This window comes from Neiella marina (assembly GCF_002165625.1).
In the GTDB taxonomy this organism is placed as follows: Bacteria; Pseudomonadota; Gammaproteobacteria; order Enterobacterales; family Neiellaceae; genus Neiella; species Neiella marina.
On the sequence record NZ_NGNS01000005.1, the window covers coordinates 60,340 to 86,097 of the forward strand.

General features: G+C 47.8%; 21 protein-coding genes. 18 read left to right on the forward strand and 3 right to left on the reverse strand.

Annotated features, from left to right (window positions below; translation table 11 throughout):
* Positions 1 to 49: 49 nt before the first annotated feature.
* The 6 genes from cmk to pyrF all read left to right on the forward strand — a co-directional run bounded on the left by cmk (position 50) and on the right by pyrF (position 5,244).
* Entirely contained in the window at positions 50 to 778 is a 729-nt protein-coding gene (gene cmk / locus CBE68_RS06185) for a (d)CMP kinase (protein ID WP_087505204.1), read from the forward strand.
* A 174-nt stretch (positions 779 to 952) separates the two neighbouring features.
* A complete protein-coding gene (gene rpsA, locus CBE68_RS06190; RefSeq protein WP_087505205.1) occupies positions 953 to 2,623 on the forward strand; it encodes a 30S ribosomal protein S1 in 1,671 nt (556 codons plus the stop codon).
* 69 nt (positions 2,624 to 2,692) lie between these two features.
* Entirely contained in the window at positions 2,693 to 2,977 is a 285-nt protein-coding gene (gene ihfB / locus CBE68_RS06195) for an integration host factor subunit beta (RefSeq protein ID WP_087505206.1), read from the forward strand.
* Between the two features lie 105 nt (positions 2,978 to 3,082).
* Entirely contained in the window at positions 3,083 to 3,355 is a 273-nt protein-coding gene (locus CBE68_RS06200; RefSeq protein ID WP_087505207.1) for a LapA family protein, read from the forward strand.
* A 2-nt stretch (positions 3,356 to 3,357) separates the two neighbouring features.
* On the forward strand, positions 3,358 to 4,518 hold the full coding sequence (lapB, locus tag CBE68_RS06205) for a lipopolysaccharide assembly protein LapB (protein ID WP_087505208.1): 1,161 nt from the start codon (positions 3,358 to 3,360) through the stop codon (positions 4,516 to 4,518).
* Positions 4,519 to 4,548: 30 nt separating this feature from the next.
* A complete protein-coding gene (pyrF, locus tag CBE68_RS06210; RefSeq protein WP_087505209.1) occupies positions 4,549 to 5,244 on the forward strand; it encodes an orotidine-5'-phosphate decarboxylase in 696 nt (231 codons plus the stop codon).
* Between the two features lie 24 nt (positions 5,245 to 5,268).
* Here the strand turns inward: pyrF and rrtA are convergent, their stop codons facing one another.
* Positions 5,269 to 5,874 carry a rhombosortase gene (gene rrtA / locus CBE68_RS06215; protein WP_087505210.1) on the reverse strand — a complete coding sequence of 202 codons (606 nt, stop codon included), beginning with the start codon at positions 5,872 to 5,874 and terminating at the stop codon, positions 5,269 to 5,271.
* 340 nt (positions 5,875 to 6,214) lie between these two features.
* Here rrtA and CBE68_RS06220 point away from each other — a divergent pair, with 340 nt between their 5' ends.
* From CBE68_RS06220 to CBE68_RS06230, 3 genes are read left to right on the forward strand one after another with little or no spacing between them, the layout of a single operon-like run.
* A complete protein-coding gene (locus CBE68_RS06220; RefSeq protein WP_087505211.1) occupies positions 6,215 to 6,439 on the forward strand; it encodes a FeoA family protein in 225 nt (74 codons plus the stop codon).
* On the forward strand, positions 6,436 to 8,655 hold the full coding sequence (gene feoB / locus CBE68_RS06225) for a ferrous iron transport protein B (RefSeq protein WP_188708108.1): 2,220 nt from the start codon (positions 6,436 to 6,438) through the stop codon (positions 8,653 to 8,655). The genes CBE68_RS06220 and feoB overlap by 4 nt, the downstream gene beginning before the upstream one ends.
* Entirely contained in the window at positions 8,645 to 8,887 is a 243-nt protein-coding gene (locus CBE68_RS06230) for a FeoC-like transcriptional regulator (RefSeq protein ID WP_087505212.1), read from the forward strand. The genes feoB and CBE68_RS06230 overlap by 11 nt, the downstream gene beginning before the upstream one ends.
* 369 nt (positions 8,888 to 9,256) lie before the next feature.
* Here the strand turns inward: CBE68_RS06230 and queC are convergent, their stop codons facing one another.
* Complete coding sequence (gene queC, locus CBE68_RS06235) at positions 9,257 to 9,916, reverse strand: 7-cyano-7-deazaguanine synthase QueC (protein WP_087505213.1); 660 nt, start codon at positions 9,914 to 9,916, stop codon at positions 9,257 to 9,259.
* A gap of 69 nt (positions 9,917 to 9,985) precedes the next feature.
* Between queC and queE the strand changes: the two genes are divergently transcribed.
* Entirely contained in the window at positions 9,986 to 10,660 is a 675-nt protein-coding gene (queE, locus tag CBE68_RS06240) for a 7-carboxy-7-deazaguanine synthase QueE (RefSeq protein ID WP_087505214.1), read from the forward strand.
* Between the two features lie 91 nt (positions 10,661 to 10,751).
* A complete protein-coding gene (gene can / locus CBE68_RS06245) occupies positions 10,752 to 11,390 on the forward strand; it encodes a carbonate dehydratase (protein ID WP_087505215.1) in 639 nt (212 codons plus the stop codon).
* On the opposite strand, the gene CBE68_RS06250 is transcribed toward can, so the two are convergent.
* Complete coding sequence (locus tag CBE68_RS06250) at positions 11,387 to 12,355, reverse strand: hydrolase (RefSeq protein WP_158100511.1); 969 nt, start codon at positions 12,353 to 12,355, stop codon at positions 11,387 to 11,389. The two genes, can and CBE68_RS06250, sit on opposite strands and share 4 nt — an antisense overlap.
* Positions 12,356 to 12,574: 219 nt before the next feature.
* Here CBE68_RS06250 and CBE68_RS06260 point away from each other — a divergent pair, with 219 nt between their 5' ends.
* The 7 genes from CBE68_RS06260 to CBE68_RS06290 all read left to right on the forward strand — a co-directional run bounded on the left by CBE68_RS06260 (position 12,575) and on the right by CBE68_RS06290 (position 25,695).
* Complete coding sequence (locus CBE68_RS06260) at positions 12,575 to 13,459, forward strand: sulfite exporter TauE/SafE family protein (RefSeq protein ID WP_087505218.1); 885 nt, start codon at positions 12,575 to 12,577, stop codon at positions 13,457 to 13,459.
* Positions 13,460 to 13,949: 490 nt separating this feature from the next.
* Positions 13,950 to 16,946, forward strand: coding sequence for a TonB-dependent receptor (locus CBE68_RS06265; protein ID WP_087505219.1), 2,997 nt, complete (start codon positions 13,950 to 13,952; stop codon positions 16,944 to 16,946).
* A 418-nt stretch (positions 16,947 to 17,364) separates the two neighbouring features.
* Entirely contained in the window at positions 17,365 to 18,093 is a 729-nt protein-coding gene (locus CBE68_RS06270) for a SapC family protein (protein WP_087505220.1), read from the forward strand.
* A 4-nt stretch (positions 18,094 to 18,097) separates the two neighbouring features.
* Positions 18,098 to 19,078 (forward strand): cupin-like domain-containing protein, encoded by a 981-nt coding sequence (locus tag CBE68_RS06275; protein ID WP_087505221.1) that lies wholly within the window; start codon positions 18,098 to 18,100, stop codon positions 19,076 to 19,078.
* A 49-nt stretch (positions 19,079 to 19,127) separates the two neighbouring features.
* Positions 19,128 to 20,600: a tryptophan halogenase family protein gene (locus tag CBE68_RS06280; protein ID WP_087505328.1), complete on the forward strand. Its 1,473-nt coding sequence runs from the start codon at positions 19,128 to 19,130 to the stop codon at positions 20,598 to 20,600.
* A 71-nt stretch (positions 20,601 to 20,671) separates the two neighbouring features.
* On the forward strand, positions 20,672 to 22,219 hold the full coding sequence (locus CBE68_RS06285; RefSeq protein WP_087505222.1) for a tryptophan halogenase family protein: 1,548 nt from the start codon (positions 20,672 to 20,674) through the stop codon (positions 22,217 to 22,219).
* Between the two features lie 593 nt (positions 22,220 to 22,812).
* Positions 22,813 to 25,695, forward strand: a complete 2,883-nt coding sequence (locus tag CBE68_RS06290) for a TonB-dependent receptor (RefSeq protein WP_087505223.1) — start codon at positions 22,813 to 22,815, stop codon at positions 25,693 to 25,695.
* Positions 25,696 to 25,758: the final 63 nt, after the last annotated feature.

Sequence of the window (25,758 nt, forward strand, 5' to 3'; positions counted from 1 at the left end):
TAAAGCAGCAGCTTTACTTTTCTTTGTTTTCGTCGGATAGGAGCAACACATGAGCCAAGGGCAACAGGATTCAGCCACAGACACACACAGCAACATTCCAATGATTGCTGTCGATGGTCCCAGTGGCTCCGGCAAAGGCACCTTGTGCAAACGTTTGGCGAAGCACCTTGGCTGGCAACTCCTCGATAGCGGTGCGATATACCGAGTGTTGGCATTAGCTGCTCTGCATCACAACGTTGAATTGGATGATGAAGAAGCGCTCGTGGCTTTGGCAAGTCATCTTGATGTTACTTTTGAAGCCCGCGAAGATTCCGAAGTGGTCAGTGTCATGCTCGAAGGCGAAGACGTCAGTAAGGCCATTCGTACTGAAGAATGCGGTGCTGCTGCATCGAAAGTGGCACCATTTCCGAAAGTGAGAGAGGCGCTGTTGCAGCGGCAACGTGCGTTTCGCAGCGCCCCTGGCTTGATTGCCGACGGCCGTGATATGGGAACCGTAGTATTCCCTGACGCACCAATCAAAGTATTTCTTACTGCCAGTGCTGAAGAGCGCGCCAGACGGCGGGTTTCTCAGTTGCAAAGTGCCGGTCAGAGTGCTAACATCGCGCAAATTTTAGCCGACATCCAAGCACGGGATGATCGTGATATGAATCGAGCCGTGGCGCCGCTTAAACCAGCGGATGATGCTATTAGTCTTGATACCACGACATTGAGCTTAGATGAGGTAGAAGCCGAAGTGTTGGCATATGCCAAAACACGGCTACCAGAATTAAAGGCGTAAGCCATTCCCGTATGATGATCCTTACAGGAGCTCATATAGGGAAAACGGACATTGTGTAGGGCAACGTTCCTACGAATGGGTACTGTTTGTATGGATGCAGACGGTAATTTATAAGCAGCCCCAGCTAGCCGGATTGCTAGGTGGTACTTTTGTATTTTAAAAAGTTAATTAAACATGACTGAATCATTTGCTGATCTCTTTGAAGAAAGCTTAAAAGAACTTGAAACCCGTCCTGGCTCGATCGTTAAGGGCACCATCGTTGCAATCGAAAACGGTGTTGTTCTGGTTGACGCTGGCCTGAAATCTGAATCTGCTATCCCAGCAGAGCAATTCAAAAACGCCGAAGGCGAACTTGAAGTCGCTCTGGGTGACTCTGTAGACGTTGCTCTGGATGCAGTTGAAGATGGTTTCGGTGAAACTCAGCTGTCTCGCGAGAAAGCCAAACGTCACGAAGCTTGGATCGTTCTTGAGAAAGCTTACGAAGACGCAGAAACTGTTACCGGTGTTATCAACGGTAAAGTTAAAGGCGGTTTCACTGTTGATGTAGGTAACATCCGCGCATTCTTGCCAGGTTCTTTGGTTGACGTACGTCCAGTACGTGACACTTTGCACTTGGAAGGCAAAGAGCTGGAATTCAAAGTGATCAAGCTCGACAAGCGTCGCAACAACGTTGTTGTTTCTCGCCGCGCAGTTATCGAGTCTGAAACTAGCCAAGAACGTGAGTCTCTGCTTGAGAACTTGCAGGAAGGTCAAGAAGTTAAAGGTATCGTTAAGAACCTGACCGAATACGGTGCTTTCGTAGACCTGGGCGGTGTAGACGGCCTGCTGCACATCACTGACATGGCTTGGAAGCGCGTTAAGCACCCAAGCGAAATCGTAAATGTTGGTGACGAAATCAATGTTAAAGTTCTGAAGTTCGACCGTGAGCGCACTCGCGTATCATTGGGTCTGAAGCAACTGGGTGAAGATCCATGGGTAGCAATTGCTAGCCGTTACCCAGAAAGCACTCGCTTGACTGGTCGCGTGACTAACCTGACTGACTACGGCTGCTTCGTTGAAATCGAAGAAGGCGTTGAAGGTCTGGTACACGTTTCAGAAATGGATTGGACTAACAAAAACGTACACCCTGCGAAAATCGTTCAATTGGGTGATAGCGTTGAAGTTATGGTTCTGGAAATCGACGAAGAACGTCGCCGTATTTCTCTGGGTCTTAAGCAGTGTAAAGTTAACCCATGGGATGAGTTCGCTACTAAATTCAACAAGGGCGATCAAGTTAGCGGTAAGATCAAGTCTATCACTGACTTCGGTATCTTCATCGGTCTGGACGGTGGCATCGACGGTCTGGTTCACTTGTCTGACATTTCTTGGAACGCAGCTGGCGAAGAAGCCGTTCGCGAATACAAGAAAGGCGACGAAGTTACTGCCGTTGTATTGCAAGTGGACCCAGAGCGCGAGCGCATCAGCTTGGGCGTGAAGCAACTGGCTGAAGATCCATTTAATAAATATCTGAACGACAACAAGAAAGGTGCTATTGTTACTGGTAAGGTTGTCGCAGTTGACGCGAAAGGCGCAACCATTGAGCTGGCAGACAGCGTTGAAGGCTACCTGCGTGTAGCTGACATCTCTCGTGACCGTATCGAAGATGCGTCTTTGGTATTGAACGAAGGTGATGACGTTGAAGCTAAGCTGATGGGCGTTGATCGTAAGAACCGCCAAATCAATCTGTCTATCCGTGCTAAGGATGAAGCAGAAGAGAAAGCGGCTCTTGACAAAGTCAACGAGAGCAGCAGCGATGCTGGCTTCAGCAACGCTATGGCCGAAGCATTCAAAAACGCTAAAGGCTAATGTTCAGGGGGAGGTAACTCCCCCCAGCAGCAACCAATACTTGGCAATAACAGGACGGTGACGTTAGGTATGACTAAATCTGAACTGATTGAACGTCTGGCCAGCAAGCAGTTGCAGCTGTCAGCTAAAGAAGTCGAAAACGCCATTAAAGAGCTCATCGAGCAAATGGCAACCACGCTGGAATCAGGTGATCGCATTGAGATCCGTGGTTTCGGTAGTTTTTCACTGCACTATCGTGCTCCTCGTGTCGGACGCAATCCGAAAACGGGCGACTCGGTTGAACTGGAAGGCAAATACGTCCCACATTTCAAGCCGGGTAAAGAGCTGCGTGAACGAGTGAACAACGTTGGTTAACGATTTCTTGTACTGAAATCAATCGAAGACGGCATGCCGAATAGGCGTGCCGTTTTTTTTTTGCAATAATCTAAGTCATTCGTTTGTTAATAAGTTTTCAATTCTATGAAACTGTTCCTGACAATTGTCATTGTTGTGTTGTTAGTCGTGCTGGGGCTAAGTTTTGGCGCCCAGAATGATACTCAGGTCACCGTCAACTATCTGATTGCTCAGGATACCTTCTCGCTTCCCAGTGTGATTGCGGTCGTGCTTGTGTTCGGCTTTATTCTCGGTTGGGCAACTACCGCAGCAGGCTATTTTTCTCAGCGCTGGAAATATGGCCGATTGTTGCGAAAAAATCGTAAGCTACAACGTCAAATTGATTCGGCAGAAAGCTAAGTATGCTTGAGCTGCTGTTTCTTCTGCTGCCGATTGCCGCTGCCTATGGTTGGTACATGGGGCGTCGGAGCGCGGCACAACAGCAGCAAGATCAGCAACAGCAATTATCAGAAAAGTACGTCGCTGGTTTAAACTTCTTGTTGTCCGATCAGGCTGATAAGGCAGTTGACCTGTTTATCGAGATGATCGAGGTCGACAGCGATACCATTGATACTCACATGGCACTAGCCAGCCTGTTTCGCAAACGCGGTGAAGTTGAAAAAGCGATAAAGATTCACCAAAACATCCTCGAACGCAGCCAACTTAGCCAAGAACAGCATCGCCAAACGATCTACGAATTAGCTCGAGACTTCTCGGCCGTCGGCTTGCTTGATAGGGCCGAAGCTCTGTACAAGAAAATCGCCGGTAAAAAGAACGTCGGTGAGCAAGCAACTCGGGAACTTGTTGCTATTTACCAGAGCATGCGCGATTGGCACAGCGCCATTAGCTACGCTGAAAAGTTACCGGTCGATTGTGGTATGGCCAAACAAGTCGCGCAGTTTTATTGTCAGCTGGCTGATGAGCTCGGTGAGCAAAAAATCGAACAACGTATGAAGTACTTGCGCAAGGCGCTGAAGATAGACTCTCAATGTGTTCGAGCCAGCATTATGTTGGCTCAGTGTTATCAATCGCAAGGTCAGTATCAAAGTGCCATTGAGTTCTACCAACAAGTACTTGAGCAAGACATTGATATGGTGTCAGAAGTGCTAGTGCCATTGACTCAGTGTTATGACGACATGCCGGACAAAACGCCAATGCAGCATTTTTTGATGACTGCGGTCGAGCGGGGCGCAGGGGCGTCGGCAGTGATCACTCTCGCCGAGTTGCTGCAGGAACAACAGTTAGCCCAAGATGCTGAGCTACTAGAGTTAACTCAGTTACGACGTTATCCATCGCTAAAAGGCTTTTTCCACTACATGGATTACCACCTCGCCAGAGCAATGGAGCCAGAGGCAAAAGCCAGCCTTGAAATGTTGCAACAACTGGTTGGTCAGCAGTTAGCGGTTAAACCCAAGTACCGCTGCAGCAACTGCGGATTTTCCGGCAACGTCTTGCAATGGCAATGTCCTTCCTGTAAAAGCTGGGGCGAAACTAAACCGGTCCGCGGATTGGACGGTGAGTAGACCCCGAAAGAATTAGGATTTATATCTTAGATGACAGACTCAAAAGTAATTGTGGCGTTGGACTATCCAACTCAAGAACAGGCGCTGGCTTTCGTGGAGCAAGTCACTCCGGAAAGTTGTCGACTGAAAATTGGCAAAGAAATGTTCACCTTATTTGGGCCTGAGTTTGTTAAACAATTGGTTGCCAAAGGGTTTGATGTGTTTTTGGATCTTAAATTCCATGACATTCCAAATACCGTGGCGAAAGCTGTAGCCGCTGCTGCAGAGCTTGGCGTTTGGATGGTCAATGTCCACGCCAGTGGCGGTAAGGTAATGATGGAGGCTGCCAAAAAGGCGCTCGAACCATACGGTGACAAGGCACCCAAATTGATTGCGGTGACCGTGTTAACCAGTATGAGTGCCGATGACTTACGCGATACTGGCATTAAGGTTGAGCCTTTTGAACATGTTCGTCGACTGGCATCATTGACGCAAGAAGCGGGTTTGGACGGTGTGGTATGTTCAGCGCGTGAGTCGCGGATGTTACGCAGTCGTCTAGGTGACGAATTTCTTCTGGTGACGCCAGGTATTCGCCCAATTGGCGCTGATGCAGGCGACCAACAGCGTATTATGACGCCAGAAAAGGCAATCGAGCAAGGTTCGAGTTATTTAGTGATTGGTCGTCCTATCACCCAAGCAGAGCAGCCATTGCAAGTATTAGAACAAATCAACCATTCGCTGGCCTAAACAGTTGCCAAATAATACTTAAAACTAGCGACTCATAACGCTAATGCTGATACCGAGCAAGGCGCCAGAAATGGCGCCAGCAAGATGGCTTAACACAGCGACGTTGGCATCGATCAATGTTGCGGTATAACTACTACCACCGATGAACTGCTCCCACAGCAGCTTAACCACTAATCCCACAGCCAAAAACAGCATGAATTTCGGCCCAGTGCTAAATTCACGAATGATCAAGTATGCGACGACGCCATGAAGAGCGCCTGATAGTCCGACTAAGCTAGAAAGTTGCTGATTGAACAAAGCAAAACCAAGGGTGCTAAGCCCTCCCAATAGCAGAGTTAACGCAGGCATGCGCCAACTGGCTAAGCAACAAACAGATAAACTTGCGATTAAGCCATAGGCAGCGATGTTCATGATTAGGTGGTAAAAATTAGTATGGAGCAGTGGTGCAGTGATCAGTACCCACAATTGTTGGAAAAGAGGAATCGATGCTTGGTATTCCAACAATGCGTTGCCAGCAGGCCACCACCAAAAAGCTACCGCAGCAGCTGCGGGGATGGTTAACTGCCACAGGATCGCGACTTTGTTCAATCTGTTGTTCCAGCCTAAATGATGGGTTGATCCGAGCAGCATGGTAACAAGCCTTAGTTCGGAGAACAGAGCAAGCGATAAAAATCTGTGCCAGTAAAACGCAAAAAACCTGAACTAAATCAAAATTTGAGACCTTCAACGGCTTTTATACTCGATAACAACCGGAGAAGTCTTGTCAATTTCAACTCGAAGTCGCGCTCAAGTCATCAAGTTTGCGACTTTCACGACAGGCCCAGCTTCAAAGGATTGAATGAAATGATTGAGCCGATACGTCGTTCCACCCAAACATTCTAGATCTTGTTTGTGCTATTTCGAAACGACCCAAGCTGTATTATAGTGTCGAACTGATTACGATTCTTATTTTCATTAATATTGGTGTCCAATGACATTAGATCGTTTAAAGCCCAGCCAGAGAGCCGTGGTAAGAGCCATTGATTGCAATCAGCCATCGCGCGGCAAATTGATGGATATGGGAGTGATTCCCGGCGCAACTATCACCTATGTGCGGCCTGCACCATATGGAAAAGGCTGCCAAATTGAAGTCAAAAGCACCCAGCTTATGCTGCGGGGAGACTTGGCAGAAGCGATCGAGGTACAACAAGCTTGAGTAGTTCTACAAACATCGCTTTAGTCGGCAATCCAAACGCAGGTAAAACCACCTTGTTTAATGGCCTGACGGGCTTAAAGCAGCGGGTGGGTAATTTCCCCGGAATCACGGTGGAGAAAAAACAAGGGCGCCTCAAACACCAGGGCATGGAAGCAAATGTCATCGATCTGCCCGGAGTTTACTCCTTGATCCCACAGCAGCAGAGCTCTCAGGATGAACGGGTAACTCTTGACTTCCTCATTCATGAAACCCCTGACGCCATTATCAACGTGTTGGATGCCACCTGCCTTGAACGTCACCTCTATCTGACAACGCAGTTAGCAGAGCTGGGCATTCCAATGATGTTGGTGCTGACTCGAGCCGACGTCGCCCGCAAGCAAGGGGTGGAGGTCGATATTGATGCCCTGAAGCATCGTATGGGCGTTGAACTTGTGGTGATTGATGGTACTCAACCGCAAAGCTATCTCACCGAAGTCATCCAGCGACTAACAGCAACTAGTGTTTGCCAGCTGGTTCCAACTTATGACGCACACATTGAACAATGGCTCGAGCAAAACTCAGGGAGCTCTCGCCTTGGCAAGTTGGTGGATCTAATTGACCGTCATTATCGCGGCGAACAACCCGTGGCAGGGGATATCGAACTGGATATTGCCAGCCATCGGTACCAATTGTGTAACGATCTAGCCCGTGCCGTGGTGACTGATCCTTCTATTGCTGCTGAGCAACTCAGTCACAAGCTCGATCGGTGGGTGCTGAATCCTTGGTTCGCGTTGCCGATTTTCTTCGGTGTGATGTATTTGATGTTCATGTTCACCATCCATGTTGGTGGTGCTTTTATCGATTTCTTTGATATCGCTGTCGGCGCTATCGCAGTTGATGGCACCGCATCTATGCTGGAGTCAATTGGTGCGCCGGCAATTGTAATTGCTTTATTAGCAGATGGTGTTGGCGCAGGTATTCAAACAGTCAGTACCTTTATTCCAATTATTGGTTGTCTGTATTTATTCCTCACTGTACTGGAACAGTCTGGTTATTTAGCCCGGGCCGCAGTGGTGGTCGACAGGCTGATGAATCGCCTTGGTCTGCCGGGACAAGCCTTTGTTCCTATGATCATGGGGTTTGGTTGTTCAGTTCCTGCGGTGATGGCAACTCGAACGCTGGAGCAGCAGTCGGAGCGGGTCATCACCAGTGCCATGTCGCACTTCATGTCGTGTGGCGCGCGTTTACCGGTCTATGCATTATTTGCCGCCGCGTTTTTCCCTCAAACTGGGCAAAACATGGTGTTCCTGCTGTATTTGATCGGCATCTTGATGGCTGTGTTAACGGGGCTTGCTCTTCGTCATTCATTGTTACCAGGGCAGAGCTCCAGTGTGATCTTGGAGCTGCCTAACTATGAGCGACCGCACCTGAAGCCAGTGTTACTGAAAACTTGGCAAAAACTAAAAGGCTTTGTGGTGGGCGCCGGTAAGATCATCGTCATCATGGTGACCTGCATTGGTTTGCTCAATTCGATGGGGACCGATGGTTCGTTGGGCAATCAAGATACTGACAAATCGTTGTTATCAAAGGTTAGTCAAACCATCACGCCATTGTTTTACCCAATGGGTTTAGATGATGATAATTGGCAGGCAACGGTTGGCATTTTCACCGGTGTATTTGCCAAGGAAGTGGTGGTCGGCACGCTGAATAATCTGTATCAGGCGGAATCAGAAGAAGAGCAGGGCGCAACATTTGGCGAGTCAATGGCTGAAGCGGTCGGTTCAGTGTCTGGCAATCTCGCAGCTATCGCCGGTGCTTTATTGGATCCACTGGGCATATCCATTGGTGATGTCGACGACTTGGACACTGCTGCGGAAGAACAGGAAGTCAGTAAGTCGACTTATGCATCGATGCAGGAGCGCTTTAATGGTGCGATTGGTGCCTTCGCTTATCTGCTGTTTGTCCTGATGTATATTCCATGTGCCAGCGCTACAGGTACGATTGCGCGTGAAATCGGTCTGAAGTGGGCGGTGTTTATTGGTATTTGGAGCACACTGCTCGCTTACTGCTCGGCAACTGCGTTTTATCAAGCCGGTTATTGGTGGCTGGATGGTTCTGGATCTGTGGTGATTGCTATCATCGCCATTGCCATTCCATTACTTACCTATATGGCGATGCGGACCAAACAAGCAAAGACCTTGTTTGAAGGGCAAAAGGTACAGGCCTATGCTGCATGACATTTCGGCCTTGCTGCAAAAGCAGGGGCCGATGAGCAAAGCGATGATTTCACGCGAGTTAAAAGCCAGTGAATCGGCGGTGGAGCAAATGCTTGAGCTGCTAATCGCACGAGGCCGGCTCAAACGCCTGTCGGCAGATGCTTGCTCTGGCGGCTGTTGCGATAGTTCCGGCGTTGACCTTTACCAATGGCAAGGCGAGCAGGCTTTGCCGTTATCGACCTCATTGGATTGATGATCCGACACCCTAAGTAAACAGCCAGCAGCGATGCTGGCTGCTTTGATCTCAGTCTTCCCCCAAAATTCAGCGAATAGCTGCTACTAACTGAGCGGAACAAATTTTTCGTTAACAAGCTTCAGCCGCAGGACGCGGCTGCAGAGCCATCAGGGATTATTTTACGGCGTCTTGTTGATGAAAGGTTTGTGCAGCTGATTACCGCAGTTGTTCGAGAAGAGCATTGAAACGTTGTGTTGAAACCAGCAAGCTTCACCATTCGGTGAAGCTCAAGTCTATTCTTGGAGCGCTCTGCAACCAACTTCCATGCTGGCTGAAGCACCTCATCGCGAACCTTGATGGTTTGACCGGCTTAGAAGCTTAGGCGAGTTAACTCTCGTAAGCGAGCGGATCTGTGGCTTGGTTCTCTGCAAATGCTTCTAAACGCTCAACGCAAGCGCCGCATTTACCGCAGGCTTTTTCTCGACCGTTATAGCAAGTCCAAGTTTCGGAGTAATCCAAGTCCATGCTCAAACCATCGGTCAAAATCTCAATCTTGGATTTGTGCAAATAAGGCGTGACGATATCAACCGGCTCATAGTTGGCAAGCAGTGATACTTCCTTCATCTTCTCGACAAACTCAGGTCGACAATCCGGGTAGATCGCGTGGTCACCACTATGGGCACCATAGTAAACCGCTTCAGCTTTGATTGAGACAGCATATGCAATTGCCAACGACAGCAATACCATGTTGCGATTTGGTACCACGGTTGACTTCATGCTTTCTTCTTCGTAATGACCTTCTGGAATATCAATGTCATCAGTGAGCGAACTACCTGCCAGCAACGCGTTGATCGCCCGAATGTCGATCACCTGGTGTGGCACGTTTAGACGGTCGCAAACGCCTTTGGCGACATCGATTTCTTTGACATGTCGTTGACCGTAATTGAAGGTCAGGGCATGGACTTCTTTGCCATCCTTAATGGCACGGTTCAATACGGTGTATGAGTCCATTCCACCTGAATAAATGACGACGACTTTGTTACTCATATTCTTGCCTGAGCTGCTAGGATCCTGTACAAGACGCGCATTCTACAGAAAAGCGGAGCTGACGGCAGCATGAAGTATCCTATCAATGAAGTATTTCAGACCATTCAGGGCGAAGGGGTCCACACTGGAGTGCCTGCACTGTTTGTTCGGCTGCAAGGATGCCCGGTCGGTTGTGCTTGGTGTGACACTAAACATACTTGGGATGTTGAGGCTGATGACGAGGTTGATAGCAACATCATTGTCAGCAAAAAAGTTGACTCCCCTCAGTACACCAAGCTTGATTCAGAGCAACTGGTAAATTTATTTCAACAACAAGGCTACCAAGCTAGGCACGTGGTGATCACTGGTGGCGAGCCCTGCATGTATGATCTGACGCCATTGACCGGTTATTTGATTGCCAATGGTTATTCTGTGCAGATCGAAACCAGTGGCACTTATCCAATAAAAGCAGCAGAACAAACTTGGGTGACAGTGTCGCCAAAGGTTGGCATGAAAGGTGGTATGAAAGTGTTGACCGAAGCATTGCAGCGGGCTGACGAGATCAAGCACCCGGTAGCTCGTCAACAAGACATCGACAACCTCGATGAACTGATGGTTGGTGCTGAGTTAAATTCGGCGGATGTGTTCGTATGTTTGCAGCCGATTAGTCAAAAAGCTCGAGCGACTAGACTATGCATGGAAACCTGCATTGCGCGAAATTGGCGCTTGTCGGTACAAACCCACAAATACATCGGCATCGCATAAACGATTGATCTAGCAGCACGGACCAGTCTGATTTGGCGTGACTTCGGCGGTTGCGTCCATATAATTGTCCCCGCACAGAAAGGGGTTATTCATGACGGTTATCAAGCAATTATTTAAGAAAAATGAGGAGTGGGCTGCATCGACCAAAGAAGCAGATCCAGAGTTCTTCGATAATTTAACAGAGCAGCAAACACCGGAATACTTGTGGATTGGTTGCTCTGATTCTCGTGTCCCAGCCAATCAAATTGTTGGCTTGCTACCCGGCGAAGTGTTTGTTCATCGCAATATTGCCAATGTCGTGGTGCATACCGATCTGAATTGCCTGTCAGTCATTCAATACGCAGTCGAAGTGTTGAAAGTGAAGCACATCATGGTGGTTGGCCATTATGGCTGTGGTGGTGTAAAGGCTGCCATGGGTAACGAGACGTTTGGCCTCATTGATAACTGGTTGCGCCATATCAAAGATGTCTACCGGGCTCATAAGGCACGCATCGAAGCGGTTGCCGATGACGAGCAGCGTTTTCGCTTAATGTGTGAATTGAACGTTCGTGAGCAAGTTGCCAACGTTTGCCATACCACCATAGTGCAAAATGCCTGGCGTAACGGTCAGGAGCTCTCAGTTCATGGCTGGATCTATGGTCTCGACGACGGCTTGATTAAAGACATGAATGTTTCGGTAAGCCGTCTCGACGATGTTAGCAGCATCTACTCGATGGATGGTGAAAGCTAATCTCGCCGGCTAAGCCAAGCTGGAACGGTCTGCTCTAACCAGTAAACTGGCTTACGCCAACTGCCTTCAATAAAGCCAACATGGCCACCATGTTGGCTCAACACATAATCGATATTGCTCGGTAACTCACTTAATTTCGGAATGACGTCAGAATTCATAAACGGATCGTCGGCGGCGTGAATGATCAGCGTTGGTCGCGTTATGCGATGCAGATAGCGTTTGCCACTGCATTGCTGATAGTAGTCATTGGCATCGCTAAATCCGTGCAATGGCGCGGTCACACGATCATCAAACTGCCAAAAGGTGTTCATCTGCAGTAACTCGGTGTCTGAGGGCAGGGTATAAGACTGCCAATCGACCCGGTGGCGCTTGGCGATGGTTTTGTTGATCAGCGAGCTCAGTAAATGTCGCTGGTAGATTCTGGCGCTCCAGTGTGCCATTTGGGTGGCGCAAGCGGCTAAGTCGAGTGGTGCAGAAATAATCACAGCGTGGTCAATCAAGCTATTGTCGCCATGGGTGCCGAGATAGCGAGCCAACACATTGCCGCCCAAGCTAAAGCCGACTGCATCAATTGTTAGCAGCGGGTATTGTCGTTTCAACCACGTTAAAACCTGCTGCAGATCGGTTATCTCTCCGGAATGATAAGCCCGGGCCTTGGTGTTTGGTGCTTGGCCGCATCCTCTAAACTCAAAGATCGCTACGGCAAATCTCTGTTGCTGTAGCGCACTAGCCATGCCGAGAATGTAATCAGACGCGGCGGAGCCCTCAAGACCATGGACTAGCACCACCAAGCCAGCGTGAGATTGGCAGGGTTGTTGTAGCCATTGGATGGTCAACAGTTCGCCATCATCAGCGACAACGTGACTTTTGCTGAATTGTTGATGGTGCCGGCGAGGCTTTAGTCGAGACCAAATGGTTTGAATATGACGATTGCGGAGGTGAAATGGCGGAGAGAAATAGTTCAATGTCGATACCAAGGTTGATCACAACGAAAGGTTTCATTGTTGCGCTGCTGACAATGCGAGCGATTGCGATTTATGTTAACGAAAAGGCCGCCTTAATCACAAATCTAAGCGCCAAATGTGATCGATTGTTGGAGCAAATCAGTTGTCATTGCTATGTTCGCCTGCAATTGAGTGAACGACACCGCCCCGACAATCGAAACAACAAGAACTTAGCAGACTATGTTTAACGCCTCCCAATCACCATACAGTAAAGTTTGGCTTGTCGTCGGCCTTGGTTTTCTGTGGCTGGGGTTGCTACTCGCTCAGCCTGAGCCCAGTGAAGTCGTGGCTGAGCACTATAAGTTCTCCTTTCTTGGCATTCTGGGGGCTATCTTCGCCAACAGTACGGGGGCAGGGGGTGGCGTTGTCTTTATTCCTGCTTTTCACCAGTTAGGCTTCTCCGAGTTGCAGTCGGTTGCCACTAGTTTTGCTATTCAATGCTGCGGCATGACGGCGGGCGCGTTAACTTGGTTGTATAGCTATCGTCACAATCATCGCGCTGAGTTGCAGTGGCAGGGATTGTTCCCCGCAGTTGTTACTTGTGCTTTGGGATCCGTGATCGCCATTTTGCTTACGCAGTGGTTTGCTCTTGGTGCTCCGGCTGCAACTCATGTCATTTTCAGTATCTTTTCCATCGGGTTAGGCTTGATTACCCTGTATTGCACATTGGCACAAGGCAAGCGCAGTACTGTGTCTGGCCTGCTTGGGCTGGACTATGTCGCGCTAGCGGTTATTGGCTTATTCGGTGGCGTAATTACCGCCTGGCTATCAGTTGGCGTCGGTGAACTGATGGCCGTTTACCTTATTCTCAGAGGCTTTAACGTCAGTATGGCAATTGCAGCAGCGGTGATGGTGTCAGCTATTTCGGTTTGGACCGCTATTCCACATCATATCTACTCGACCCAAGCCATTTCTTGGCAGGTGGTACTGTTTGCTGGCCCCAGCGCCATACTCGGCGGCATCATTGCTCGTTCAATCGTTGAGTATCTATCACCTAAAGTCGTGAAACTTATCTTTTCAGGCTGGGTACTGTTAACCGGCTTGTGCATCATCATTGCAGCTTAATTGACCTGTTGAACTCAGTCTCATTGAGGTGAGCTACCGTTAATTTTATTTGCCAAGTGAATGTATTTGCCCGCAACTGAAGCTATTACTCTAATTTAGATCTTTTTCACAAATTTGACTATTAACTCGAAGTTTATTGATGCAGGTCATTTTTCATTATTTGCTTAAAAAATGGCCTTGCTGTTGATCAAATAACGTTGCCCTGACTGCATTGCTCCCACTTTTTGACATTAACAAACTGATATATGGGACCGGTATCATAATCTTTTTAATCCATCCTTGATGAAAACTGATTTAAAACAAGAAACCGGCCTATTGCTCGCATAGTTGGCGCTCAATCAGCTCTGTTGCATTCATGTATTCTTCTTGTTAGCGTCGGTGTTAACAGTGCTGTTAGCGATAACATTTATCATTCTTGTTACGGTGGATCGCGAGTTACATCAGCGTTGTTTTTATAAAACACACATCCCAGGGGAGAGAGGGGAAACCAATGCAAATTAATTCATTCAAACCCAGACTATTGTCTCTGACAATTGCGTCAGTGCTGGGCTGCACCAGCTACACAGCGCTCGCAGAAGAAGCGCCAGCTGATGACACTGAAGTCATTCAGGTAACCGGTATTCGTGGTTCTTTGAATAAATCCGCTGACATCAAACGTATGTCTAGCGGTGTTGTTGACGCCATTTCTGCCGAGGATATCGGTAAGATGCCTGACAGCAACTTGGCTGAGTCGCTGCAGCGTATTACCGGCGTTTCGATTGACCGCCAAAACAACGAAGGTTCACGTGTAACGGTTCGTGGTTGGGGTCCAGAATTCAACCTGATTACCTTGAATGGTCGTCAGATGCCTGCGGCAAACCTGAGCGCGACTTCGGCTAACAGCCAACGTTCTTTTGACTTCGCTAACTTAGCTGCCGAGTCTGTGTCAGGTGTTGAAGTTTATAAAACCGGTAAAGCTAGCCTAACTACAGGTGGTATTGGTTCTACTATCAATATCCAAACCATGCGCCCATTTGATAGCCAGGACATGGTTGCCAGTGTTGGTGTGAAAGCCATCATGGACCGCTCCAATGAAGAAGGCGATGATATCACTCCAGAGATCTCTGGTATTTACAGCAACACTTTTGCTGACGATACCTTTGGTGTTGCGATCAGCGGTAACTATTCAAAGCGTGATAGTGCCTCAAATCGCTATGAAACAACTTCTGGCTGGAATACCAGTGTTCAGAACGGTGAAATCCGCGATCCTGCGGGTGATTTGATTTATGACACTGCTGGTTCTGATGTCATCTACATGGCGCCGCAAAATGGCATGTATGCATTGGAAGACATTTCTCGTGAGCGTATCAATGGTCAAGTGACTGTGCAGTGGGCTCCGATCGATACGGTAGTGACTACGCTCGATTACACCTATTCAAAACTGACTCAAGAGGTGGCTCGTCAAGAGTTGTCTGCTTGGTTTGGCTCTGGCAACTGGGCTGGCACTGATTTCCGCGAGAAGAATGGTATCGTTTCGCCGCTGTTGTTGAACAACAATGACTGTTGTGACTTTTCTTATGGTGTTGGTGCATGGGAAACCGAGAATGAAAACAAGTCCATTGGTTTCAATCTTGAGTGGCAAGCAACTGATAACTTGAACTTGGCATTCGATGCTCATGATTCAGAGGCAGAAGCTCAGCCAAAAGATTCTCGTGGTAGCAACAACATTGTGACAGCGTCTACCTTCCGCCGAGCAAATACACAAGTTGATTACAGCAAAGACGTACCCACTTTTATTGGTACTTTGACTGATGATCAATCGTTGGACCCAAGTGCAATTATTGCTTCAGGTAACAGTTTCCGTAATGGCTACATGAAGACGGAAATCAAGCAGTTTAAGTTTGATGGTGTCTACACCTTTGATGACGGTATCGTCGAGAGTGTTGAGTTTGGCCTATCTACCTCTGAAGTTGAAAACCGCTCAGCATTTAGTCTTAACCAAGGTGGCGACTGGGGTGGTCTAGGTTATACCGGCCAGACCTCTGGTGGTGGTTGGAACTCACCTGACGGTGATGGTGATGAAAACTTTGATGATGATGCATTCACTGTTAAAGATTTGAACCGCGTTCCGAGTAACGGCCAAGAAATTGGTATCAATGGCCAGTATGTCGACGTTGACTTCAAGCAATTCACTGCCGACATCGCTGACTTGTATCTTGCTAACCCAAGCCTGCCGGGCAACGTGTTCACTAACTGTGACCCTGGCACTTTGTGTGCAAACCCAGAGTATGCCGTTGACCGCCGTTTGAAAGAAGAACAAGACGCATTCTATGTTCAAGCGAACTTAGATTTTGAGCTCGGCGACATGCCAGCAAAAGTGAACCTCGGTGTTCGTTACGAAGAGACAGATGTTACTTCTAATTCTTTGATTCCAAACTATAACAATGAGTTGTGGCTATCTGCCAACGAACTTATTTTGGAACAAGACGGCGGTATTTTCGCTGAAGGTACAGGTAGCTATGACCACACCTTGCCAAACATTGACTTCCAACTGGAACCAGTAGAAGACGTTGTACTGCGCGCATCTTGGAGTAAAACGCTAGCTCGTCCTGGTTATGATGATTTGCAGGCCGGTATTGCGCCGCAGAGTAGTCAGGCTCGTACCTTCGACCCAAGCCCTGCTGCTGGTGGTAACCCAGATTTGGACCCATTTGAGTCGACTAACATCGATTTCTCGGCCGAATACTACTACGGCGAAGGAAGCTACATCTCAGTCGGTTATTACGATAAAGACGTAGACAACTTCATCGGCGACAGTATCCGTCAAGGCGTGGTGATCTATCCAGAGATCTACAACCCTGCGACTGGTCCTCGTCTTGCTGAAGCGCAAGCGGCGGTTGTTAACCCAGGTAATGCTGCACAAGAAATTCGTCAGTACTACCTTGATCAAGGTTGGATTGCCGCAGACGGTAATTTGGTCGGCGACTCGGCGGCCAATGGCTATGATGTACTGACCTACACTGCGACCGTGCCAGTTAACCAGGATTCAGCATCGATTGATGGTTGGGAGATCGCCGTTCAGCACATGTTTGGTGAGTCAGGGTTCGGTGTCATCGTCAACTATACAACGGTTGATGGCGATGTGGACTACGATGACAGTACTGTTGGTGAAGACCAATTTGCACTGCTTGGCTTAAGTGACTCGGCTAACTTGGTTGGCTTCTATGAAAAAGATGGCTTCCAAGCGCGTTTGGCTTACAACTGGCGTGATGAGTTCTTAAGTGCAACGACTGGCGGTAACAACCAGTTCGAGCCTGCTTACACTGAAGAGTATGGTCAGTTGGATATGAGCGTTAGCTACGATATCAATGAGTCGTTCACTGTGACGTTTGACGGTATCAACGTGCTAGAGGAAAACACTCGAGTGAGAGCTCGTGCTGATGACGCTGTTATTTCTGCAGCAGAACAAGAAGCGCGTTACACCATTGGTGTTCGTTGGACTTACTAATATTGGTAAGTTGATCTGAAATAGTTCAAACAGCCACCACAAGGTGGCTGTTTGTTGTCTTTCAAGGAGGCCTTAGTTTTAACTCATAGCGCTGGTTGACTGGTTTTAGTAGCAAAGTAAACCAAAAGAAGTAGCTTGCAGCGGCTGACACACTCTCACTGATTCACTCCAAGCACTTCGTCAAGTTGGTTTTCTATTGACCACAATACAACCGAGATAATGCTACTTCACAGTTACACCAATTGAGCTGCCAAGCTTATGGTACTAGCAGTGTTTTTAGCGCTAACATTGGATCGATTCGACGGACTTTGTTTTGTTGAACCTGGTCCGGAATACGGCAGCATATAAGCGATTCAGCGGGTTTCATTGAACTGCTCTATCTATAGTCAATAATCAAAAAAAGCACTGATAAGAAACTATGTCGAAACAACAAATTCTGAACAATGTTGAGCATGCAAATCTAAAAGTTAATAGCAAACGCAGCGCCGCATTCGGTGATGACAAAATGTGTGTGTCATTGACCTTTAGCGAGATCCGAAACGCTCAAAGCGATCATCCTATTTTCTTTCACAAAGACCACCAAAATGGTGTGATTTATCCAATGGCAATGCTGGGTTTGGAAGAAGGTCAGAATTTATCTCTTACTGAGCAGGGTTGGAACGATAGCTTTCAACCAGCCATGATTGAAAAAGGGCCATTCAAAATCGGTAAACAGCAACGCTCAAATGGCGAAGAAGGGCTGATCGTCAGTGTCGACGTCGATGATCCCCGAGTCGGTCTAGAGCATGGGGAGCGCCTGTTTATGCCCCACGGCGGTAACACCGAATACACCAATCGAATTGTTGATGTTTTGCACCGGTTGCACTCCGAACGCGAATTGACCAATGACTTCTGTCTAGCGCTGGATAAGTTAAAACTGCTCGATCCGTTGGCGCTTGAGTTTAAGGATGCGAGTGGCGAAAACGTCCGTTTAAGTGGCTTTTTCGTGATCAACGAAGAGTTGCTCAACAAATTGCCTGCAGCGGACTTGGAGGCACTGGCGAAGCCGTTGTACTTGCATGGTGCCTACATGTGTATTGCATCTTTATCGAATATCTCCAAGTTGATATCGAAACACAATAAAGCTGGCGCGGCACTAGTGGGGTAGTCGCATGGGGGTAGATGTCAAAACCCAAAATATGCTCAGAGACATCGCTGAGACGGCGCTAGAACCTGTCGTGTTGAGAGGAGCAATTGCCGATTGGCCCATTGTAAAAAAGGCCAATCAGTCGTCTGAACAATTGTCTCAATATCTCAGCCAGTACGCTGGCAATGAGGCTCTTTTGGCTTATTTTATGGAGCCTCAATGGCAAGGAAGAATTGGTTATCAGGCCGATTTCCAAGGCTTCAATTTTGAGTCTTTGAAGATTACTGTCGACCAATTGTTCGAGCAGTTGGCACGCTGTGCTGAAGCGGACCAAAAGCCAACTTTATATATGGGCTCAACCAATGTTGATCGTTGGTTTCCTGGTCTCAGCGATGATAATCCGCTGGATTTCACTTCGTTACCGGTACTGACTAACATTTGGATTGGCAATCAGTCCATTGTCTCCGCACATTTTGATTGGCCGGATAATTTTGCTTGTTTGGTTGCTGGCAAGCGTACCTTTACCCTTTTTCCGCCCGAGCAACTTGAGAATTTGTACATTGGACCGTTGGATTATACTCCGGCAGGTCCTGCCATTAGTTTGGTTGATTTTGATGCACCTGACTTTACTAAGTTTCCCAAATTCAAGACGGCCCTTGAACATGCTCAAGTATTTGAGCTGAACCCGGGAGACGTGCTGTTTGTGCCAAGCATGTGGTGGCATCACGTTAAATCGCATGACGACGTTAACGTGCTGATGAACTATTGGTGGAAAAAATCAAAGGCGTATTTACCAACACCGATGGATAGCTTGAACTTGTCAATTATGTCGCTTCGCTCGCTGTCAAAAGAACAAAAGCGTATGTGGTTAAAGATGATTGAATACTATGTGATGAATGACGACTTTTCTCATATCCCAGAGTCATCGCAGGGCCTACTCAGCGATTTGTCCATCGATGATGCGCGTAAATATCGCTCGATGATTCTGAACGCATTGAATCGCTGATTTTTATATAGATTTTGTAGAATTTTTTTATTTTTGGTGGGGGATTATGATGACTGAGTCGATTGACAAGGTGGTAATTGTCGGCGGTGGTACCGCTGGTTGGATGGCAGCCGCAGCGTTAAGTCGCACCATTCCGAGCTTAACCATTACGCTGATTGAGTCGGATAAAATCGGCACCATAGGGGTGGGTGAAGCAACTATTCCTACTATGCAGTTCTTCAATGGCTTACTTGGTATTGATCCCATTGAGTTTGTTAAGCAGACGTCCGGCTCCTATAAACTCGGTATTAACTTTGAGAATTGGCACCAGCAAGGTGAACAGTATTTTCATGCCTTTGGAGAGACCGGGCGAAGCTTGTGGGCTGCCGGTTTCCACAACTTCTGGACCAAAGCTCAGCAACTGGGGATGACCAGTAAATTCAGCGAATTCAACTTAGAGGCCTCTGCGGCGCTGAGTAATAAGTTCACCAAACAGCCCAAGGGCTTGAACTACGCTTATCACATTGATGCTGGCAAATACGCCAAACTGCTGCGCAATTTGGCGGAGAGCAATGGTGTCCGCCGTATCGAGGGCATGGTCGATCGCGTTAATCATGATCCTGACACAGGGTTCATACGCTCTGTCGATGTTGACGGTGCGGTTGTCGAAGGCGATCTGTTCATTGACTGCTCGGGGTTTAAATCGCTATTACTCGGCGAGTCACTAGATACCGAATTTGTTGACTGGTCGCACTGGTTGTTATGCGATCGGGCGATCGCGGTTCAAACCAAGTCCGATGAACCACCAAGACCTTACACCCGTTCGATTGCAAATCATGCTGGCTGGCAATGGCGAATACCGCTACAGCATCGAATGGGCAATGGCATTGTCTATTGCAGCAAATACATGTCAGATGAAGAAGCTGAACAGTTGCTGCTGTCATCGGTATCAGGCGAGACCATCACCAAGCCGTTAAAAATTCGCTTCAAGACAGGTCATCGAGAGAAACTTTGGAGTAAAAACTGCGTGGCGATAGGATTGTCGGGCGGCTTTATTGAACCATTGGAGTCAACGGCTATTCACCTGATCCAGCAGGGCATTCTCAAACTGATCAAGCTGTTTCCAAGTCGCGGTATCAATGCCATCGAAGTCGATCAATACAACAAGTCAATGATCCACGACTATGACCAAATCAAAGACTTTATTGTCTTGCATTACAAAGCAACACAACGCGACGATTCCGAATTTTGGCGCCGATGCCGCGATATGGCAATCCCTCAAAGTTTAGCTCAGCGTTTAAACATGTTTGAGGAAACAGGCCAGTTTATCCTAGGCCATGACGAGCTATTTGTCGATTCGTGGCTACAAGTGATGATTGGCCAAGGTGTGGTGCCGAAACAGTATCACCGAGTAGTGGATGAAATGTCCGAAGCTGAGTTGCAGCAGTTCTTATCATCTATGCAGCACAAGTTGGTCAATGACGTGGCTCGAATGACCTCGCATCAAGAGTTCATTGACAAGCACTGCAAAGCGACGATGTAGCCATTAGGGCCGCGGTAATCATCGATCATTGTCTTGTTATTGGCACACTATAAGAGGTTCAAAGCAACCCGATGACTAAAGCAGTAACTAGAATTGTCATTGTCGGCGGTGGCTCGGCTGGATGGCTCACTGCGGCGATATTGGCAGCAGAGCATCATGGTCAAGCAGAAAGCGGTATGTCGATTACGCTGGTCGAAAGCCCTGATGTTAAAACCATAGGTGTAGGCGAGGGTACCTGGCCATCAATGCGCGATACCTTGCGTTTGATCGGCATTGATGAACATGAGTTTCTGCGCCGGTGTGATGCTTCGTTCAAACAAGGTTCTTGTTTCGTCAACTGGGTCAGCGGTGAACCAGCAGACCGCTATTATCACCCGTTCGAATTACCCTCGGGCTATCTCGACAGTGATTTGATTCCGTTTTGGCAAACTCACTGTAAAAATCAGTCTTTCGCCGATGCCTTTAGTAGTCAAAGCCATTTGTGTGAGTTGGCAAAGGCTCCCAAACAGCCAGCAACGCCTGGCTATGCGGCGGTCGCCAATTACGGCTATCACCTCGATGCGGGTAAATTCGCTGGGTTGTTGCAACAGCATGCTACTCAGCGATTAGGAGTGCGTCATGTCCTTGACCATGTCACTGCCGTCAACAGTGCTGCTGATGGTGATATTGAGTCGCTATCGACCAAGCAACACGGTGAATTAGAGGGCGATTTATTTATCGACTGCAGTGGCTTGGCGTCTATTTTGTTGGGCCAGCACTATCAAATCCCATTTGTGAGTCAAAAACAGTATTTGTTTAATGACCGAGCGATAGCACTGCAGGTCCCATATTCCTCGCCAAATGATGATATTGCTTCTGCTACTATCGCCACCGCACAGTCTGCGGGCTGGACTTGGGATATCGGCTTACCTACTCGGCGTGGAGTAGGGTACGTATACTCTTCGGCGCATAGTAGTGAGGAACAAGCCCAACGGACTCTTCGACGCTACATCGAGCCGTCAATTGGCAAGCAACAAGCTGAGCAGGCAACAATCAGGACAATCAACATCGATCCTGGTCATCGCCAACAGTTTTGGCATCGCAACTGTGTTGCTATTGGCATGGCTGCAGGGTTTATCGAGCCGCTGGAAGCATCGGCGTTGGCTCTAGTGGAGCTCTCGGCAGCCATGATTCGTGACCAGATGCCTCCGACTCGCTCAGCGATGGACATGGTGGCTAAACGTTTCAATGACCGGTTTTTGTATCGTTGGGGGCGGATCATCGATTTTCTCAAACTTCACTATGTGCTGAGTCAGCGGCAAGATAGTCAATACTGGCTCGATTGCCGTTGCCAAACTACGGTGCCTGAACGGCTTGCTGAATTACTCGAATATTGGCGTCATCAACCGCCATCACGTCATGATTTCAATCAGCTCGAAGAGATATTTCCTTCGGCCAGTTATCAATATGTCTTGTATGGCATGGGGTTCAAAACCCAGATCAAGCCAACGACACAGCAACGCACTGACGTCAATCGAGTAGGCCATTACTACAATGAAAATGCCAAGCTAGTGCAGCGATACATGAATGGTCTGCCTAGCAATCGAGAGCTACTCAACCTGATTCGCCAGCACGGTTGATGGTACAACATGACGGCCGTCCCCTTCGGCCGTTTGACACTTTTTGTTACTGCCGTAACAATCACTGGTGCTTTTCGATTGACCTCATAAATACGAATTACAATCGATTACTAATCTGATTTTTAAAGACTTTAATTGCAGCAGCCGCTGCCTGATGATCGCCATCACATTTCTTCTGATTAATCCAAAACCAGTATGCTCCCACTCTTTATGATACCGGTCACATTTTGCTCTGTGATGGGGTTAATGGATTGTTGAAAAAAAGTTTACTTGCTCACACTTTATTCTCAAGTACATAGCAAGCACTGACAAAAATTGACCTAGAACAATATTTCACTTTGAAAGCGAGTGTTACCGTTACCATGCGTTTACAGCTGATAGCAATTAGAACATCCAAAAGCGCTGTAGGGGGAGAACGTTTTATAAACAGCCTCAGCCATTGTTTTAAGTCCGGGTGTTCCATAAATAAAAGATACCGCTAACAGAATGGTGAATGTGGATTCAGCGAATGCTCATTGAGTGGCTCTCGAAAATGAACGAGTGGCGAACTCAATGTAGCGAAAACTCATAATTAAAATCAAAGGAAGTCAATCATGAACATGCAGCAGTCTAGATTCCGTCCGACTCTGATATGTAAATCCGTTGCGTTGATATTGGGAACCACTGTCTCTGCCTTTGGCCTTGCGGCTGAAGAAGTTCCCGCAGACGACACTGAAGTGATTCAGGTAACGGGGATTCGAGCGTCACAAATCAAATCGCAAGACATCAAACGTTCCTCTTCAGGTGTGGTCGATGCTATTTCTGCCGAAGATATCGGTAAGTTCCCTGATACTAACCTTGCTGAGTCACTACAGCGTATCACTGGTGTATCTATTGATCGCAGAAACAACGAAGGTAGTAAAGTAACTGTCCGTGGCTTTGGTCCTGAGTTCAACTTGGTATTGTTGAACAATCGAATGATGCCAACCGCTCAAGTGAGTGCGCAATCAACTCGCTCCTTTGATTTTGCCAACATCGCTTCAGAAAGTGTTTCTGGCGTTGAGATTTCTAAAACTGGTAAGGCGGATGTGTCTTCTGGCGGTATCGGTTCGACCATCAATATTCGCACTGCCCGTCCATTTGATGATGCCGGCTTCCACGCTACGGTTGGTGTCAAAGGCGTTGCCGATCGCAGCGTTGAAGATGGCGACTCGGTTACGCCAGAAATTTCTGGTTTCATTAGCGATACCTTTGCTGAAGATACGTTTGGCGTGAGCTTGTCGTTTGCCTACCAAGAGCGCGATAGTGCAGTTAAATTCGCAAACGTTGATGGTTGGCGTCCAAATCTCGACCATTCGCTTGCCGGCTCGGTGATTGATAACAACGAAAACCCTTACGGTTACACTTGGTACCCACGTAATATGGGCTTTGGTATTGAGAACAACGAACGGACTCGTACCAATGGCCAGTTGACCTTCCAATGGGCACCAATGGACACCGTCACTGCGACTCTCGACTACACCTATTCCAAACTTGAAATTGAAGCCATGAACGAAGCTTGGGGCCAGTGGATGAACCACGGTGCGCCTGCTGAGATGGAGATCAATGAAAATGGTACTGTGGTGTATGCTCGTGAATATGGTGGTGATTTCATGTCGCGTACCGCGAGTAACGATACCGAGCATGAAAACAAATCACTCGGCCTCAATGTTAAGTGGCAAGCAACTGACAATATGGAATTTGAGTTCGATTACCATGACTCAAATGCGACCGCAGAAGCTTATCGCTATGGTTGGAATGGTTTCCAAATTTTGGGGGCTTTAGGCGCCTCTGATGACTTCACCTTTGATGCTCGTAATACTGACATTCCGTTGCTGGATATGAACTGGAACGGTGACGGCAAGCTCACTGCTGAAGACTATCGCCCATTGTTTGCGATGAATAACTTTGCTGAAAACGACACTGATGTGAAGCAATATCAGCTGAGCGGTAAGTGGATCAACGATAGCAATGATTCTTTGACATCAATTGATTTCGGTATCGCACGCACCGAATTCGAAACTTCTGCAGTTAGTTATCAGCGAATGATTGGTACCGGCTGGTACTGTTGTGTCGATGAAGATTACTGGCCATTGATGCAAGAAGAAACTGTCGGTGGTGGCTTCTTAGACGACTTCTCTGGTGGCGGTAGCGATATCATTGAGCGTACTTACTTTAGCTATGATTTCGAGAGTGTCATTCAGCTGTCAGAAGACAAGCATGGCTTTGATTTGACCGACAAAGGTGATCCAATCTCTCATCATATTATCGAAGAAGAAACTGACTCGGCGTTTATTCAGTTAAATTTTGAAAGTGAATTCAACGAGATGCCGTTAAACGTTGTTGCTGGCTTCCGCTATGAAACAACGGACGTTACCTCTCGCAGTGAAGAGCGTGTAGCTACCGACATGCAGTGGACTACTGCACAAGAATGGCACTTGAATTACCAAGATGAGAAGTCATTCTCTAATGAGCAATCAGATTACAAGGTGTTCTTGCCAAATCTCGATTTCAGCTTGGAAGTTATGGATGATGTTGTTACTCGATTCTCATACAGCAAAACCGTGACGCGTTCAGATTTGACTGCTCTTCGAGGCACAACAGCTTTGACCAATGCGCCTAAGATTGGTCGTCGTAATGGTGATGCGGGTAACCCGGCTCTGGAACCATACAGTGCAGATAACTTCGACTTCTCAGTTGAATACTACTATGGCGATGCCAGCTATGTGTCCGTCGGTTGGTTTAATAAAGAAGTAGAGAACTTCATCGCTAACGTGTTTGTTGAGGGTGTGCAATACGATCAATTGCGCGATATCTACGAAGGGCCTCGCGCCAACGCTGCGCGCGCTGAATTGGCCGATGAAGGCATGCCTTTGACCGATGAAAATATCTTCAACAAGATTCACGAAATGCAAGGGACCGATCCGGCCAACCCAATTATGCAATCGGCAGAAGATCCATTGGCTGATTGGCAAATTCGGATGCCAACGAACGCCGAAGATCTGCGCACTCATGGTTGGGAATTGGCGATTCAGCATTGGTTCTGGGACACTGGTTTCGGTGCCTCGGCAAACGCCACCTTGGTGTCAGGTGATACCGAACTTGATATCGAAGACACTCAAAGCCAATTCGCACTGCCAGGCCTGAGTGACTCATACAACTTCTCGGTGTTCTACGACAAAGATGGCTTACAAGCGCGCGCTGCATATAACTGGCGCGATGATTTCTACTCTGCAGATGGTCAGCCAGAGCAGGGTGGTGAGCCTCAGTTCACCGAGTCGTACGGTCAGCTAGATGTCAGCATTAGCTATGATATCAATGATACCTTTAACGTGTTCTTAGAAGGCTTGAACGTGCTGGAAGAAGAGCAGCGCATTCATGGCCGCTACAAAGAGCAATTGATTCGAGCCAACCAACAAAGTGCTCGCTATGCAGTGGGTGTTCGTGCCAAGTTCTAAGGATTAGAATTGGTGACGTAACCAAACTGCTAAATCAATCGTTTAAAGCCCCGCATCACGGGG

Excerpts from the sequence above, each read along its gene's own strand:
- rrtA (WP_087505210.1), bottom strand. The coding sequence starts at position 5,874 with ATGCTGCTCGGATCAACCCATCATTTAGGCTGGAACAACAGATTGAAC.
- queC (WP_087505213.1), bottom strand. The coding sequence starts at position 9,916 with ATGAGTAACAAAGTCGTCGTCATTTATTCAGGTGGAATGGACTCATAC.
- CBE68_RS06220 (WP_087505211.1), top strand. The coding sequence starts at position 6,215 with ATGACATTAGATCGTTTAAAGCCCAGCCAGAGAGCCGTGGTAAGAGCC.
- CBE68_RS06285 (WP_087505222.1), top strand. The coding sequence starts at position 20,672 with ATGACTAAAGCAGTAACTAGAATTGTCATTGTCGGCGGTGGCTCGGCT.
- can (WP_087505215.1), top strand. The coding sequence starts at position 10,752 with ATGACGGTTATCAAGCAATTATTTAAGAAAAATGAGGAGTGGGCTGCA.
- CBE68_RS06275 (WP_087505221.1), top strand. The coding sequence starts at position 18,098 with ATGGGGGTAGATGTCAAAACCCAAAATATGCTCAGAGACATCGCTGAG.
- queE (WP_087505214.1), top strand. The coding sequence starts at position 9,986 with ATGAAGTATCCTATCAATGAAGTATTTCAGACCATTCAGGGCGAAGGG.
- CBE68_RS06230 (WP_087505212.1), top strand. The coding sequence starts at position 8,645 with ATGCTGCATGACATTTCGGCCTTGCTGCAAAAGCAGGGGCCGATGAGC.
- cmk (WP_087505204.1), top strand. The coding sequence starts at position 50 with ATGAGCCAAGGGCAACAGGATTCAGCCACAGACACACACAGCAACATT.
- rpsA (WP_087505205.1), top strand. The coding sequence starts at position 953 with ATGACTGAATCATTTGCTGATCTCTTTGAAGAAAGCTTAAAAGAACTT.
- CBE68_RS06280 (WP_087505328.1), top strand. The coding sequence starts at position 19,128 with ATGACTGAGTCGATTGACAAGGTGGTAATTGTCGGCGGTGGTACCGCT.
- ihfB (WP_087505206.1), top strand. The coding sequence starts at position 2,693 with ATGACTAAATCTGAACTGATTGAACGTCTGGCCAGCAAGCAGTTGCAG.
- lapB (WP_087505208.1), top strand. The coding sequence starts at position 3,358 with ATGCTTGAGCTGCTGTTTCTTCTGCTGCCGATTGCCGCTGCCTATGGT.
- CBE68_RS06200 (WP_087505207.1), top strand. The coding sequence starts at position 3,083 with ATGAAACTGTTCCTGACAATTGTCATTGTTGTGTTGTTAGTCGTGCTG.
- CBE68_RS06265 (WP_087505219.1), top strand. The coding sequence starts at position 13,950 with ATGCAAATTAATTCATTCAAACCCAGACTATTGTCTCTGACAATTGCG.
- pyrF (WP_087505209.1), top strand. The coding sequence starts at position 4,549 with ATGACAGACTCAAAAGTAATTGTGGCGTTGGACTATCCAACTCAAGAA.
- CBE68_RS06260 (WP_087505218.1), top strand. The coding sequence starts at position 12,575 with ATGTTTAACGCCTCCCAATCACCATACAGTAAAGTTTGGCTTGTCGTC.
- CBE68_RS06270 (WP_087505220.1), top strand. The coding sequence starts at position 17,365 with ATGTCGAAACAACAAATTCTGAACAATGTTGAGCATGCAAATCTAAAA.
- CBE68_RS06290 (WP_087505223.1), top strand. The coding sequence starts at position 22,813 with ATGAACATGCAGCAGTCTAGATTCCGTCCGACTCTGATATGTAAATCC.